Here is a 15,213-nt window from a genome sequence, read left to right as displayed (position 1 = left end):
GCCGGATTTTCGTACGAAACTTGGGGGTAAAACGTACGACTCGTACGTTAACGTTTCAGGATCCGGGCCAGTTGTACCCGGTCGACCTTGGAATGGTGTCGCGCGTCCATCGGCATGGCCGAAATCACCTCAATCCTGTCGATGCCCAAGGCCCGCGCGGCCTTTGTCCACTGGGGTAAACGCGCCCGCTCGCCCTCAATCACCAAGACAGGTTTACCTGATTTTTCCATTAAAGCGCAACGGGTTACACCTTTCCAACCGGTAGCCGCCACCTCAACGGCAAAGGGATAGAGCGGCCCGTTTTGCCCTGCCACATCATCCCCCACTCGGCCCAAAAGCCAAAGCCGCCCTTGCTCATCCAGCCGCCCGGCATCGCCCGTGCGGTGCCAAACCTCATCGCCCTCAAAAACCTTGTTCTCGCGGGTTTGAACCGGATCAAGGTAAGATTTGTTAACATGGTCTCCGGTGACTTCGATCTCATCATCGCTAATCCTTAACCGCACTTCCGGCACTGGATGACCCACCAAAAGCCCCGCGCCTTGGGCCATTTGCTCCATGTCTTCCGGGTGGAAATCTTCGGCCCTCAAATGGGCAATCGGTTCCGCCTCGGTTGACCCGTAAACACAGGTCACATCGACTCCAAGATCGTCCTTTATCGCCCTGACCACATTCGGAAAAACCGGCCCACCGCCAGTGTAGACATGGCGCAGGTCGCTCTGCCCCGCCAGTGGCAAAAGCCCCGCCAAAGAAGGTGGCAACAGCGCCCGCGTGGCGCGGGTTTTTCGTAGCCATGCGCCCAAGCGGGCGGGCGTGACATCGGCCAAACGGCTCATCTTCCAGTTCGGCAGGATCGAGGTTCGTCCCGCCGCCAGATTTACCAAGGTAAAGACCGGGAAGGCGACAAGGTCGCGCTCTTCTCTGTCACTCGCCAAGATCGGGGCCACCGCATCATATTGCGCCATAAGGAAAAAATGACTGCGTGGGATGGCCTTCGGCGCCCCCGTGGTGCCCGAGGTGAACGAGATCAACGCCACCTCGTTCTTAACCCGGTCTTTAACCTCGGTTACCGGCGTCGCTCCGCCCGCCCGCAACAACGGAAGGCCCCAAAGCGGCGGCAAAAGCCACTTGAGAGAACAATATAACCCATTGGCACAAAAGAACTTTGGCTTGGTTGCAGCCACCGCATGGCGCAGCCCTTTCAACCCCATCGCGGGTTCGGGCAAGACCACCGTGGCCCCCAAGGACCACAGCGCAGCAAGGCTCGCGTAAAGCTCGGCGTTAACCCCCATGGCCAAAAGCACTCGGTCCCCCGGCCTCACCCCCTTGGCCCGCCATTTCTCGGCCAAGCCATTGGAAATGCGTTGCAATTCCTCGAACGTAACCTCTTGACCGCGACCATCGACAATCGCCACCCGGTCCGGGTGCCGCGCCACCGCCGCATCAAAATGATCAAGCAAATCAGTCATTTAACCGAAGGCCCAGCAATTCATATCGCCGAAAAATCTTGCCGCCCTCTTTTTCGCTCCGCTCCGCCGATTGGTTGGCATCATGGATCAGGGCGTGGATTAAAGTCTTATATCCCAAGGCCTTGGCCGAGATCTGACAGGCATGCACCAAGGCCCGCCCGGCTCCGCGCGTCAGGCTGGCATAAGTCTTCAGGATCACCGTGTCGCTTTGTGGCCCCTGCGCATAATCGGGGATGGCAAACAGGAAGCCCGCCAACTCCCCATTCGGCGTGCGGGCGAAAAGGATCAGCTCCTTTTTCAGCATAGGCACGGTGGGCATATACATCGCAAGAAAGTCGTTATCGGGGATTGGTTTGTAAAACGCATTCTTTTCAAAGGCTTGACACGACAGCGCAAAGACCTGACGAAACAGTCGCTCAGGATCGCTGCCATCCCAAGTCTCGATCCGGAAAGCCTCGGTTTCGGGCGGCGGCGCACCGATCTCCGCCAAGCTCTGCCGCGCCGAAAAATACTGCCCAACGGACGAAAATCCGGCGGCATGGAACACCGCCCTCGCCTGCGGCATCTCCTTGGGCTCCATCAAGAACGCCGGGCTGCCATCGCTTTCGCTGACGAAGCGATAACTGTGCCATGTGTCCCCGGCCATCGGTCCGATCACCCGCGTTAACCCGGCGTCCTTAACCTTTTGGACCGCCCGCGTTAACACCTCCGCCCCCGCCGCGCGCGATGTGAACGCAATCTCCCCAAGGGTCGCCGTTGGCCTTGCATCCCATTCAGGCCCGTCCCAAAACAGCGTCAGCCGCGCACCATCGGTTTTCAGTGTTTCCTGTGTCATGCGGAGCCTCCAAGACCCGGGCCGCTCTGGCCTTGAGTCAAAACCATGTAAAGATATGCCATCAAAGGAAAAATCAGCGCCAAACAGGTCAGCTTCAGCACCCGGTCACGCCGAAAAAAGGCAGGTATCGCCCATGGCACGGCAGCCATCACGACAAGCGTAAGACCCGATAGCCAGAACAATGGTTCCGGCCACGCGGACTCGGGCGGGTTCAACACAGCAATGGCCTCGCGGAACGCAAAAAGGCCCAATGAAATCAATATGATCCATGGCACATAGCCGCGAAGCGCGATCACCGACAACCCCATCGTCAGGCCCATGGCGGTCACACCGTAAAACCCGATCGCGCTCCACCCCATGGCGTTGCCAAGAGCCAGCCAACCAAAGCTGATGATCGCCAGACCCGCCACCACGTCAAGATCACCATACTCATCCCGGCCCGGCGCCTGCACACGCGCCCAAGCATGCGCGCATAGCACAAGCGCCGGTAAAAGCGCGTTCTGCGGCGAGACGACGGCCAGCACCAGGAACATCGCCACCACGTAAACACGGCAGGCATGGCCGCTTAGCCCGACGCGCGTCCCGATCATGTGAAACCCAATGATCGCGCAAAGGAAAAAAATTGCCAAAACAATGAGTTCCACAAGGCTGCTATCCAGATGCACCGACAGGAAGACCAACAGGCCAAGCGGCAAAAACAGATTGTCGAACCCGCGCCAGCTTTGCGCCTCCACCAGCGTGCCGAACCCCGTCACCATCAGGGCCAGCGCCAAGACATTGGCGGCCGGCAGATCGGTGAACCCCACCAAAGACAGGATCGACAAAACCAAGGTCACGGCAAAGAACGCCGCCGTGCCCTCAAGGCTCTTGTGCCCGTCCTCGACCCTGTAGAGCCGCGTGGCATAGCGCGTGCCCACAAGCGCCGCCGCCGCATCCGCCAGCGTCAAGACCGCCAGTGGCAGCACGTACAAGAGCGGCTCGCCACCGGAAAGGAAAAAACAAAGCCCCACCGACCCAGCCAAAAGGAAATCGCCATAAGACCTGCGTTCTACACCATGCAGCGCACCGCCGACCCCCTTGGCAAAGCGCGGCAGGCGCAGCACAACCATCACCGCCAGGGTCAAGCCGATCAGCATGTAGACCGGCCAACGGTCCGGAAAAAGCCAAGGCAAAACAAGCGCATAAAGCCCGGTTCCCACATGCACCAATTTCCGCTGCACCTCCGCGCCTAGGCCCACGGCTCGCGCCCCCCGGCGCAGCAGTGCCATGAGCCCAAGCAGCACCGCGACCGAGGCCAAAGCCAGCCCGATTTGCGCCGCCACGCTCACCCGCGCACCTCTTCGACCACGAAATCGGAATAGAAAAACGCCATGTCCCGCGCCTTCAACCGATCTTCCAAATCGGTCAGCCTGTCCACCCGCCCGGCATAGGTCTCCGGCACCCGACGCGGGGCCATCATGTTCCAATAAACCAAGCGCGCCCCGGCGGCCGAGGCTCCAAGGATCGTGCCATAAACCTGCCCGAAAACCTCCGGCGACATGTATTCAAAAATATCCGACAGGTTGAAGCCATGCGCCTTTTCGCCTGTTGAAACAAAGGCTTCCAAAGAACCGGGGCGAATGTCCAAGCGGTCCAGCCGCGCGCGGATCACCTCGAAATTCTCGGCCCGCCATGCCATCGGCAAAGCCACCCCATGGGTGCCGGTCATGATCCAGTGCAGATAGGGGTTTTGCGACGGCTCCGTGGTAACGCCCGCATGCCGCAACCGCCGCGCCACATGCTGCGCCGGGCTGCCCTCCACATGGTCAAAGAAAGCCTTGTCGCGGCCCATGCGGCCCATCACGAAGCGCGAGAAAAACACCCGCAGCAACAACCGCCACCGCCATGTGTTGAACCGCGTATCGAAAAACACCTCGCGCGCTTCGCGGTCACGCGGCTCGAAAATCGCGTCAACGGTTCGGCGTGAATGGACAAGCGGCAATAGCCAACGGCGGAAGATGCGGAAATAGCGCTCGAACTTACCGACCCCGCCAAGCCCATGCGCCTCCACCTCGGGCGTCAAAGCCTGCCAAAATCCGCGCGTTTCGGCATCCAGACCCTCACAGGCCCGCGCCAAAAGCGCCGCACGCCGCGTGCTGGGGCGCGACCCCATAAGCTCCAAAAACTCCGCATGCGATAGCGCCCGATGGGCCCCAATCCGCACCTTCAAACAGGCAATCTGCGCCGGCGACAGGTCCACCACCACAACCTTCGCAGGGTCCAGCGTCAGCATCGCCAGCGCATTGTCCCCCGCCGAGCAAATCGACACCAAGGTATTCCCCGTCTGCTCCCCCAACCCTTGGGTGAGCACATCGGCATCTTCCCACAACTGCGCGTAGCGGATGTGGTCAAACGCGGCGCGGGCCTCAATTTCACTCCTCGCCATCAAACCGCTCCACCTCGCCCGTCGCCCCGTTTACGGCCAGCATTTCACCATCTTCAATCCACTGGGTCGCGCCCTTCAGGCCCACGACACAAGGGATGCCCAACTCCCGCGCCACAATCGCCGAATGCGACAGGAGCGAGCCGCGCTCGACCACAATCGCCGAAGCATTGGAAAACACCGCGATCCAGCCCGGATCGGTATGCCGCGCCACCAGAATATCACCCGGCTCAAGCGCCTCGGTCCGTGGGTCGCGAATGACCCGCGCCTTGGCCTGGACCTGCCCCGCTGAACAGCCTGTCCCGACCTTGCGGCGGCTGTCATCACGCGCCACCTCGCCTGCCTCCCAACGTGGCAAGATCGCAGGGCCGCGCACCTCGATCCGCTCGGGCGGATCGGGCCGCTGGGCCGAAGCTGCATCCTCGGTCTGCCGCATCGCCACGATGCCCTTGAGATCCGGCGACAGATTGAACCCCTCAACCGCGCCCAAAACCTCCTGCGTGGTCAGGTGAAACACATCGCGCGGCGCGCAAAGATGCCCGCGCGCCGTCAACTCGCGGCCAATCCCCAGAAACACCCGCCGCGCATGGCCGAAAATCCGAGTGCGTTCAAAGCGCAGGTTTTCCCGGTCGCGCACCCGCGCCTTGGTCCAGGTAATGATCCACCGGGCCACACCCCGGCGCACAGGCTTACCCGCAAAAAGCGCCTGCCAATCCGGCTCCCGCACCTCATGCTTGGTGCCCTCCGCGCGCCCGGCACTCGCCGCCACCGCCGCCAAAAGGCTGCTGGGGTCCTCGCTCAAAGGGATGCTTTCCAGCTTCAATTCCTCGGTACACCGGTCGCCAAACCGCTCCAGATACCCCTCCACTTCGGCGCGGATTTCCGGCGCATTGTCAAACGCCGCTAAGCCCCGCGCCCGCACATCCTCGGCCAGCCCGGCCTGTTGCACCATCGCCCCCATCCTTGCGATCCGCTGCGCCGGTTCAGCCGAGACAATATCGCCCTGCCCGATCATCACATCGTTATGCAGTTGCAGGCCCTCGTCACCCAGCCATCGCTCCATCAGCTTGCGCGACGCGCCAAAGGCCATCATGCACAGGAAATCATTGACCAAGGGCGCATCCCACCGGTCCAACAGCGTGCTCTCGATCCGCCGGTATTCGCGCGCCAGCTCGCTGGCATTGGCCGTGGCGACATCCAAATCGCCCTCCAAGGCCGCATTCAGACGGGCAAAAAAATCCCGCCGGGTGCGCGGCAACCGAATGGCCTGCCACAACAGCCCCAAACCCACACGCGCCAAATTGGCATATTCCCAAACCCGTGCCAGCCCCGTGGCGGGCGGCGGCCCGACCGCGTCGGTCACCTCGCGCGGCATCGGTTCGGACACGCCCATCATGGTCTCCATGTGATCGCGGTTCAGGGCAAACCCCGGCAACAGCGCCAAGGCCCGATACCAATTCACAAGGTTGTAATAGACCCGCCCATCAACTCGGCCCAGCATGTTGTCAAAGACGGCGGCGTTCTCACCCACCACCGCCTCCCGCACCCCCAAAAGCCGCACGAAGGCTCGGTAAACGCGGGCATAAACATGCAAGGCAAAGGAATAAGTCAGCGGGCTAACCATCCCCGGATAGCTTTCCACGATGTTCGAGTTGTCGAAAATGGTGAGGGTCTCGTCGGTCTGCGCTGCGGGCAAAAGCGCCGTGGTGATGGGCCGCGCCTGCAAGATATGCAGGCCCGCCTCATCCATCGCCCATTCGATATCCTGCGGGTGGCCAAAACCCGCCTCGGCCCGCCGCGCCAGATCGGCCACCGCGCGGGCCTCCTCCACGTTCAATGCCGCAGGCACCTCCGGCGCAACAACAACCTGCCCCTCGGCATCCAGCGCCCAATCCTCGCCATCGGCCTCGCCCGAAACCAGCCGTTCACCAAGCCCCTGAATGGCCGAGATTACGACCCGCCCGCGCTGCCCGCTCACCGGATCGGCGGAAAAGGCCACGCCCGAGGCGCGCGCGTCAATCATCCGCTGCACGATCACCGCCGGGGCCTCCGCCCCGTCGCCCGTGGTCTTGGCGCGGTAGGTCTCCACCGTATCCCCAAACCCCGATTGCCAGACCTGTTTTGCCGCCGTCAAAACCCCATTCGCCTCGACGTTCAACACCGTGTCGAACTGCCCGGCATGGCTATGCTCGGCCCCATCCTCGGCCCGCCCCGAACTGCGCACCGCATAAGGCCCCGCGCCCAAATCCTCCAAGGCGCGAACCACCTCAGCCTTCAATCCCTTGCCCATCACCGGCCCGGTTTTTCCGTGGCTGAACGCCTCCGCCCGGATCACGAAAAACGCAGGCGGGGCAAAGCCTTCCTCGGCCAACCGCGACAAGGCCGCCGCCTTGCCACCAACTACCTCGGCGTCCTTCGCCTGATCCGAGGTCAAAACAAAGCTCATACCAACCACCCGATGACAAAGGGCAAAAAGCCCGCCGTTGCATAACAGAAAAACACCCACAGCCCGGCCACGGTATCCATCCGCTCCTGCGCCTTATCCGTGGGGTTCGCGCGATACCTCGAAGCGGCCCAAAGACAGGCCACAAGCGCCACAGCGGCCAAGCCAAGGGTTGTCCATCCAACCCCGGTGGCAAACCCGGTGCCCACCAAAAGCGCCGCCGACACACCAACACAGCCCATCCAAATCAGCGCCGCGCGCCCCGGCCCCCAGAGGCCCGAATAGGTCTCGACCCCGGCAATCTCATTCTCCGGCGCCCACAGCTTGCGCCCGATCTCCAGCACGCAACCATTCACAAAGGACAACGCCAGAAACAGCCACAGTTGCGGCGCGGCCCCACCACCGGGCAACCACTCCAACCCGGTCAGCAAAAGGTCGATCAGCGGCATGATCATCATGTGACTGAGCAAGTACAAAACCGCCCGCGCCTTGAGCCACTCCGGCGCGCCAAACTCCACGGTCATCGCGCCCAGCCACAACCAGACCAGCGCCAAAAGCCAAAGCGCGGGCGGATGCCACAGCCACACCGCCACCGCCGCCACAGGCAGCGTCGCCGCCCCAAGCCACAAAACCGTCGATTGCGCGATCAACCCGCGCGGAATGGGCCGCTCAGGGCGGTACAGCCGATCATCCTCCGCGTCCTTCCATTCATCGCAAACCCGCATCTGGAAAAACAGCGCCATGGCCACCACAAAGCCCACCATGAAAGCGCGCCAATCGGGCAGTTCCCGCCCCGCCAGTTGCGCCGAAACACAAATGCTCGCCGCCGAAAACACCGCCAGCAAGGGTGCTGTTTTCTTGAGCGGAAAGCGCTCCGCCTGATAGGTCCAAAGACGTGCGCCGAAACTCATCTGTGCCGCGCCAGATTTTCATGCGCCCGGGTAAAATCCCCCGCCGTGATCGCCGCCACGATGGATATTTCCCCACACAGGCAAGTCGCCGCTGCAATTTCCGCCAAGGCCGCCCCATGGCCCGCGCCCTTCAGGCCAAGAATGTTCAGCGCCGCCGACTGGCTGGGCAATCCGGTGCCGCCCCCAACCGATCCCACAAGGATATTCGGCATGGTGACGGAAGCATACAAATCCTCGCCCCGTGGCTCCATCCGGGTCACCCCCATCGCACTTTCCGCAACACAGGCCGCATCCTGCCCGGTGGCGATGTAAAGCGCCGCCAACCCATTGGCATAATGCGCCTGCGCGCCCAACTGTCCGGACAACAGCGAGCCCAAGTTCGCCACCCGCCCATAGGCCAGCATCTCGTCCACCGTGGTGCCAAGCACCTGCTCCACCACCTCGCGCGGCAAGGTGACCGAGGCACTCACCTTCCGCCCCCGCCCGGTGACCATGCCTAGGGCCGAGGCTTTCTTATCGCCGGAAAAATTCCCCTCGATATACCACCCCTCGATCGGCACCGGGCACTCCTCGGCGATCCGCTTGCACAGGGCATCGGTGGCAATCGTCACCATGTTCTGCCCCGCCGCATCGCCGGTGGTATAGCGGCAGATCAAAAAGGCGATGTTGTTGTCGATGAAGGGCTCCAGCGACACCAGCTTGCCGTGCCGCGTCGTGCCCTCCGCCGCCGCCTGCAAGTCATCGACATTGCGCACCACCCATTCCACGAACTGGCCCGCGCTCAGCAGGTCTTTCATCACGAAAGCCGGGGTGCGAATGACCCCCTCATACAAAACGGCGGTGCTGATCCCGCCCGCCTTCGTCGCCGCCGCCGCCCCTCGGGCGTAGGAGGCCACCAAGGCCGCCTCGCTGGTGGCCAGTGGCACATGATAATCGCCGTTGGCATTCATCCCCGTCAGGCGCAGCGGCCCGATGATCCCCACCGGCAGCTTCACCGTGCCAATGAAGTTCTCGATGTTGGCGCTATAGGACTCGGCCTGTTCCATCGTCACCGGATCGGCCAATTGCGCCTGATCCGCGTCCCCCGCCGTGGGCTTCAACCGCTCCCAATATTTCTCGACCGTTGCCGCAGAGATTTTCCGCATGGGCCGCAACAGGCTGAAGGCATCGTCGTTCGGGGCCATCTTCTGCGGGGTCTTTTCCGCGTCATAGCGCGCCATCACCCGGCGCAGCATCTCCGTCACATGAAAGGGAATCACCACCGCCAAACACTCCGCAAAAATCTATGCGCCCATGAAATCAATAAACTCAGGCAATTTTATGCTTAGCAAGCCCAGCGTTCTATGAAAACATCCGGCAAGCCGTACCTTGAATTGGATGATTTCGGACCGTGGGGTAGACATATTCCATTTTCTATATATATCGTGATCCAACACCCGGGGTGCGCGACCCCGCCCCACGGACACCAAAGGAAACGCAACAGATGATAACCGAATTTACACCAATCCAATCCCTGATCGGCGGCTCGCTGATCGGGCTGGCCAGTGTCCTGCTGATGCTGACACTGGGCCGCGTCATGGGGGCCACCGGCATCCTTGCCGGCTTCATGCAACCCGCCTCACCGCGCGATTGGTCATGGCGTGCCGCCCTTCTGGCGGGCATGGTCACCGCCCCCGGCCTGATTCTGCTGACCACCGGCCAAATGCCCGCCATTGACGTGCCGGTCAGCACCCCCATGCTGATCCTGGGCGGCATCCTCGTCGGTATCGGCGTCACCTATGGTTCCGGCTGTACCAGCGGCCATGGCGTCTGTGGCAATGCCCGGCTCTCGCCGCGCTCCATCGCCGCTACCCTGACATTCATGCTGTTTACGGGTATCACCGTCTACATCCTGCGCCACGTGATCGGGGGGTAAGCCAATGCAACGTATCATCATCACTTACCTCATCGGCCTGATCTTCGGCCTCGGCATTATGATCTCCGGCATGGCCAACCCTGCCAAGGTCCTCAATTTCTTCGACGTGGCAGGCACCTGGGATCCCTCGCTCATCTTCGTGATGGGCGGCGCGCTTGTGGTCACCTTCATCGGCTACCGCCTGATCTTCGGCAAAGGCCCGGAAAAACCCATGCTGGACGACACCTTCCACGTCCCGCAAAACCGCGTGATCGACACCCGCCTTCTGGGCGGCTCGGCCATCTTCGGCGTGGGCTGGGGCATCGCGGGCTTCTGCCCCGGCGCGGCCCTGCCCGCCGTCGGCGCCCTCAAGCCGGAGGTGCTGATTTTCACCGTCGCCCTCATCGCGGGCATCTTCATCGCCAAGGCGCTGCAGGCCCGCACCGCCCGCCACGCCCCTTCCTGAGACACCCAAGTAAAGGAGTCCGCCCCATGACAGACTATCCCGTCAACATGGAGATCAAACCCGAAGTTCAAGCCTTCTTTGACGAGGCCACGAACACGATCTCCTACATCGTCAAGGATCCCGCCTCCGATAGCTGCGCCATCGTGGATTCGGTGATGGACATCGACTATGCCGCTGGCCGCATCACCTATGACCACGCCGATGAGTTGATCGCCCAGATCCAGAAACAAGGCCTCAAGCTGGAGTGGATCATCGAAACCCACGTCCACGCCGATCACCTCTCCGCCGCACCTTACATTCAGGAAAAAATGGGCGGCAAAATCGGCATCGGCTCCAACATCCTCGTGGTGCAGGATACCTTCGGCAAGATCTTCAACGAAGGCACCGAATTTCAACGCGATGGCTCGCAATTCGACGCCCTGTTCGAAGATGGCGATACCTACATGATCGGCCAGATGCAGGCCGTGGCCCTCTACACCCCCGGCCACACCCCCGCCTGCATGACCCATGTGATGGGCGATGCGGCCTTCGTGGGCGATACGCTTTTCATGCCCGATGGCGGCTCGGCCCGCGCCGATTTCCCCGGAGGCGATGCAGGCACGCTTTACGACAGCATCCAGAAGGTGCTGGCCCTGCCCGACGACATGCGCCTTTTCATGTGCCACGATTACGGCCCCAACGGTCGCGACATCGCATGGGAAACCACCGTGGCCGAGGAAAAAGCCCACAACATCCACGTCGGCGGCGGCAAAACCCGCGAGGAGTTCATCAAGTTCCGCACTGAACGCGATGCGACACTGGCCATGCCGCGCCTGATCATCCCCTCGCTGCAAGTGAACATGCGCGCGGGCGACGTGCCCAAGGATCGCGACGGCAACCCGATGCTCAAGGTGCCGGTCAACAAACTCTGATCCATGACCAAGGAACAGGCGCAGCCCGCGCCTGTTCGCCTTCCCGAAAGCATCCCCATGACCCGAACCCTCGCCCGCTATCTGCCTATCCTCACATGGGGAAAGGCCTATAGCCGCTCGACCTTCGCCCAAGACCTGATCGCGGCGCTGATCGTCACGATCATGCTGATCCCGCAGTCGCTGGCCTATGCTCTGCTGGCGGGCCTGCCGCCCGAGGCGGGGCTTTACGCCTCGATCCTGCCGATCATGCTTTATGCGCTCTTCGGTACCTCCACTACGCTGGCCGTGGGGCCGGTGGCGGTGGTCTCGCTGATGACCGCCGCGGCGATTGGGCAAGTGGCCGAACAAGGCACCGCAGGCTACGCCACGGCGGCGCTCACCCTGGCGGGGCTGTCGGGGGCCATCCTTCTGGGCCTTGGCCTGCTGCGGCTTGGCTTTCTGGCAAATTTCCTCTCGCACCCGGTCATTGCGGGCTTCATCAACGCCAGCGGCATCCTGATTGCCCTCAGCCAATTGGGCCATATCCTTGGGGTCAAAACCTCGGGCCATACCCTGCCCCACCTGCTGCATAGCCTCTGGTCCGGGCTTGGCGGGATCAACCTGATCACCCTGCTGATCGGAGCCTCTGCCGCCGCCTTCCTCTTCTGGGTCCGCAAGGGCCTCAAGCCCTTGCTGCTCAACCTCGGGCTTGGCCCCCGCCTCGCCGATGTGCTGACCAAGGCCGGCCCGGTCGCCGCCGTGGTCGTCACCACCTTGGCCGCGGGCCTTTTCCGGCTGGATACCCAAGGCGTCGCCATCGTCGGCACCGTGCCGCAATCCCTGCCGCCCTTCACCCTGCCCGATGCCTCACTTGACCTGATCAAGGCGCTGATCCTGCCCGCCGTGCTGATCTCCATCATCGGCTTTGTCGAATCCATCTCGGTCGCGCAAACGCTCGCGGCCAAGAAACGCCAGCGCATCGACCCCAACCAAGAACTCATTGGCCTCGGCGCGGCCAACCTCGGCGCGGCGGTCTCAGGCGGCTACCCGGTGACAGGCGGCTTCGCCCGCTCAGTGGTGAACTTCGACGCTGGTGCCGCCACCCCCGCCGCCGGGGCCTTCACCGCCATTGGCCTTGCCATCGCGGCCCTTGCGCTCACGCCGCTCATCTACTTCCTGCCCAAGGCGACACTCGCGGCCACCATCATCGTCGCCGTCCTTAGCCTCGTGGACCTCTCGATCCTGAAACGCGCATGGAACTTTTCAAGCGCCGATTTCGCGGCGATCCTGACAACCATCCTATTGACCCTTGGGATGGGCGTCGAAATTGGCGTCTCGGCGGGCGTGGTGCTTTCCATCGCCCTGCACCTCTACAAGACTTCCAGACCCCATGTGGCCGAGGTGGGCCTTGTCCCCGGAACCGAGCATTTCCGCAACATCAACCGCCACACCGTCACCACCTGCCCCAGCGTGGTCAGCCTGCGCGTGGATGAAAGCCTTTACTTCGCAAACGCCCGGTTCCTTGAGGATTATGTCACCGACCGCATCAGCGATGACTGCGCAGTCAAACACGTCATCCTGCATTTTGCCGCGGTGAACGAGGTGGATATGTCCGCCCTCGAAAGCCTTGAGGCGATCAACACCCGCCTCAAGGCCATGGGCATCAAACTGCACCTCTCCGAGGTGAAAGGCCCAGTCATGGACCGCCTCAAACGCAGCCATTTCCTGGAAGAGATGGGCGGCACCGTGTACCTGTCGCAATACGAGGCATGGCAAGCCCTGCGCGAGGGTTAAACCACCGGCGCGGGCAGCCCCTCGATCATCACATTGACACAAGCGGGCCTGCCGCTCGCCACGGCCCGCTCCAGCGCGGGCCGCAACTCCGCGGCCTCTGTCACGAACTCGCCATGCGCGCCCATGGCTTCCGCCGCCAGATCATAGCGCGCCGCCGTCAAGCCACAGCCCGAAAGCCGCGCCTCGCCATAGTCGCGCAACTGAATCTGGTGCTCCGCATTCCACCGCTGGTCATTGCCGATCACCATGACAAAGGGCAGCCCATGCCGCGCCGCCGTTTCAAACTCCGCAAAATGAAACCCGATGGAGCCATCGCCCGACAGCGCAAAGACCGTGGCCTCCGGTCGCGCCACTGGTGCCGCCATGGCATAGGGCAAGCCGCCGCCAATCGCCCCCGACACGCCGTTGATTACCCGCGCCGTGCCACAGGTCAGCGCCTGCGCCCACTGGCCAAACTCCCCGCCATCGCAGATCACGACGCTCTCATCGCATCCGGTAACAACCTCCTGCACCGCCGCGCAGAGGCTGGCCGAGGTCAAACCGCCGCCCACCTCGGGGCGCACCCGCGTCAGGCCCGCCGCCTCCGCGCACCACGCCTCTCGCGCCGCGGCCTCGCCCTCACACAACGCCCGCGCCATACCCAAACCCGGGGCCACAACCCCCGCCCGATGCCGCGCGCCCAAGTTGCCAGCAGCCATAGCATGGCCAACACCATCGGCGCTCACCGTCACCCACTCTGCCTCACCGGCCCCAAAGCCAAGCGTGAAATCCACCCGCTTGCCCAAGCACAGCACCAGATCAGCCCGCGCCACCACCTCGGCAATCCGCCCAAGGCTCGGGTCGCACAGCCCGCGCGGGCTTTCCATCGCATAGATCGGCGCAGCCAACGCCGCGCCTAAACCCTCGACCAAACCCGCCTGCCGCGTCGGCGTCAAAGACGGCCCCAGCAACACCACGGGTCGCTCTGCCGCCGCCACCAAGCCCCGCACCGCCTCAACGTCCGATGCATCCGGCGCGGCCTCGCAAAGCTCCACCCTAGGCACCTCGACCTCACCAACCTCGGCCTTCACCAAATCAAACGGCAAGGCCAGATGCACAGGCCCCGGTTGCCCCGTCATCGCCGCCTCCACGGCCCAAACCGCATCCCGGCCCAACGCCTCCGCCGCCTCCGATCGATAGGAATATTTCGTCACCGCATGGGTGATCTCAACCTGCTCCATCTCCTGAAAGGCCCCGCTGCCGTCCTGCGCACGCGGGCTATCGCCGGACAGCAAGACAACCGGCGTATCGGACGCCCGGGCCGAGGCCAAGGCCCCCACGCTATTGGCCAAGCCCCCCCCGGCGGTGACCAGCGCAACCCCAACCTGCCCGGTCAGTTGCGCATAGGCTTCGGCCATGAAGACCGCCGCCCCCTCGTGCCGGGTGTGGATCAACTCGATCCCGGCATCCAGACAGGCATCGAAAATCGGCATGATCTGATTGCCCGACAGGGCAAAAACCCGGCTCACCCCGGCCCGCGCCAAGGTCTGCACCAACAGGTCCGCCCCACGCATCAACCCAAACCACGCTTGCGGGCCGCGCGTCCCTCGCGCGCCGCGTTCACCCCCATCCGCACGATGGCGAAAATGGTGATCGCCGTCACCGTCCAGAAGAACCAGGTGATCGGCCCCCGGAACAGGATTTTCCAATCGCTCCCGGACATCAGCATCGCCTGCCGGAAGTTATCCTCCAACAAAGGCCCAAGAATGAAGGCAATCAGGAAAGGCGCCGCCGGAATGCGCCAGCGCATCATCGCATAACCGACCCAGCCCATGGCGAACATCACGCCCACGTCAAAGATGTTGTTGTTGACCGCGAAGACGCCATAGATGCACAGCACCAAGACCCCGGGGATCAACAGCCGCTTGGGCACATCGGCCACGTATTTGAACCCCTTGATCGCGACCGAGCCCACGAAAAACAGGCAAATCGAACTGACGATCAAGCCGATGAAAAGCCCGTAAATCAGATCGACGTTCAGCACGAACATCATCGGCCCCGGTTGCAGACCATGGATCATGAAGGCCCCGATGATGATCGCGGTGATCACATC

At 62.7% G+C, this 15,213-nt stretch carries 13 protein-coding genes; 4 read left to right on the top strand and 9 right to left on the bottom strand.

What is annotated here, in order from left to right:
* Window positions 1-47 precede the first annotated feature (47 nt).
* The 7 genes from QZ498_RS10550 to QZ498_RS10520 are packed head-to-tail and all read right to left on the bottom strand — an operon-like array spanning window position 48 to window position 9,339.
* On the bottom strand, window positions 48-1,466 hold the full coding sequence (locus QZ498_RS10550; protein WP_294622020.1) for an AMP-binding protein: 1,419 nt from the start codon (window positions 1,464-1,466) through the stop codon (window positions 48-50).
* Window positions 1,459-2,301, bottom strand: a complete 843-nt coding sequence (locus QZ498_RS10545; protein ID WP_294622018.1) for a hypothetical protein — start codon at window positions 2,299-2,301, stop codon at window positions 1,459-1,461. The genes QZ498_RS10550 and QZ498_RS10545 overlap by 8 nt, the downstream gene beginning before the upstream one ends.
* A complete protein-coding gene (locus QZ498_RS10540) occupies window positions 2,298-3,629 on the bottom strand; it encodes a hypothetical protein (protein WP_294622016.1) in 1,332 nt (443 codons plus the stop codon). Before QZ498_RS10540 ends, QZ498_RS10545 begins: the two co-directional genes overlap by 4 nt.
* Entirely contained in the window at window positions 3,626-4,726 is a 1,101-nt protein-coding gene (locus QZ498_RS10535) for a DUF3419 family protein (protein WP_294622014.1), read from the bottom strand. Before QZ498_RS10535 ends, QZ498_RS10540 begins: the two co-directional genes overlap by 4 nt.
* Window positions 4,713-7,169: a PEP/pyruvate-binding domain-containing protein gene (locus QZ498_RS10530; protein ID WP_294622012.1), complete on the bottom strand. Its 2,457-nt coding sequence runs from the start codon at window positions 7,167-7,169 to the stop codon at window positions 4,713-4,715. Before QZ498_RS10530 ends, QZ498_RS10535 begins: the two co-directional genes overlap by 14 nt.
* The gene (locus QZ498_RS10525) at window positions 7,166-8,077 is read right to left on the bottom strand and encodes a UbiA family prenyltransferase (protein ID WP_294622010.1); all 912 of its coding nucleotides are present in this window, start codon (window positions 8,075-8,077) and stop codon (window positions 7,166-7,168) included. The genes QZ498_RS10530 and QZ498_RS10525 overlap by 4 nt, the downstream gene beginning before the upstream one ends.
* Complete coding sequence (locus QZ498_RS10520) at window positions 8,074-9,339, bottom strand: hydroxymethylglutaryl-CoA reductase (RefSeq protein WP_294622009.1); 1,266 nt, start codon at window positions 9,337-9,339, stop codon at window positions 8,074-8,076. The genes QZ498_RS10525 and QZ498_RS10520 overlap by 4 nt, the downstream gene beginning before the upstream one ends.
* Before the next feature lie 221 nt (window positions 9,340-9,560).
* On the opposite strand from QZ498_RS10520, the gene QZ498_RS10515 reads away from it, so the two are divergent.
* From QZ498_RS10515 to QZ498_RS10500, 4 genes are read left to right on the top strand one after another with little or no spacing between them, the layout of a single operon-like run.
* On the top strand, window positions 9,561-9,992 hold the full coding sequence (locus QZ498_RS10515; RefSeq protein ID WP_294622008.1) for a YeeE/YedE family protein: 432 nt from the start codon (window positions 9,561-9,563) through the stop codon (window positions 9,990-9,992).
* Between the two features lie 4 nt (window positions 9,993-9,996).
* Window positions 9,997-10,437, top strand: coding sequence for a DUF6691 family protein (locus QZ498_RS10510; protein WP_294622007.1), 441 nt, complete (start codon window positions 9,997-9,999; stop codon window positions 10,435-10,437).
* Between the two features lie 26 nt (window positions 10,438-10,463).
* Window positions 10,464-11,348 (top strand): MBL fold metallo-hydrolase, encoded by an 885-nt coding sequence (locus QZ498_RS10505; protein WP_294622006.1) that lies wholly within the window; start codon window positions 10,464-10,466, stop codon window positions 11,346-11,348.
* A 57-nt stretch (window positions 11,349-11,405) separates the two neighbouring features.
* Window positions 11,406-13,121, top strand: a complete 1,716-nt coding sequence (locus tag QZ498_RS10500; RefSeq protein ID WP_294622088.1) for a SulP family inorganic anion transporter — start codon at window positions 11,406-11,408, stop codon at window positions 13,119-13,121.
* Here the strand turns inward: QZ498_RS10500 and QZ498_RS10495 are convergent.
* Both QZ498_RS10495 and QZ498_RS10490 read right to left on the bottom strand, forming a co-directional pair.
* Window positions 13,118-14,674 (bottom strand): thiamine pyrophosphate-binding protein, encoded by a 1,557-nt coding sequence (locus tag QZ498_RS10495; RefSeq protein WP_294622004.1) that lies wholly within the window; start codon window positions 14,672-14,674, stop codon window positions 13,118-13,120. The two genes, QZ498_RS10500 and QZ498_RS10495, sit on opposite strands and share 4 nt — an antisense overlap.
* A partial coding sequence (locus tag QZ498_RS10490) for a tripartite tricarboxylate transporter permease (protein ID WP_294622003.1) occupies window positions 14,674-15,213 on the bottom strand: 540 nt, incomplete at its 5' end. The genes QZ498_RS10495 and QZ498_RS10490, both read right to left, overlap by 1 nt.

Origin of the sequence: uncultured Roseovarius sp. (assembly GCF_913057115.1) — a bacterium.
GTDB lineage: Bacteria > Pseudomonadota > Alphaproteobacteria > Rhodobacterales > Rhodobacteraceae > Roseovarius.
This window is presented reverse-complemented; position numbering and strand designations above follow the sequence as displayed.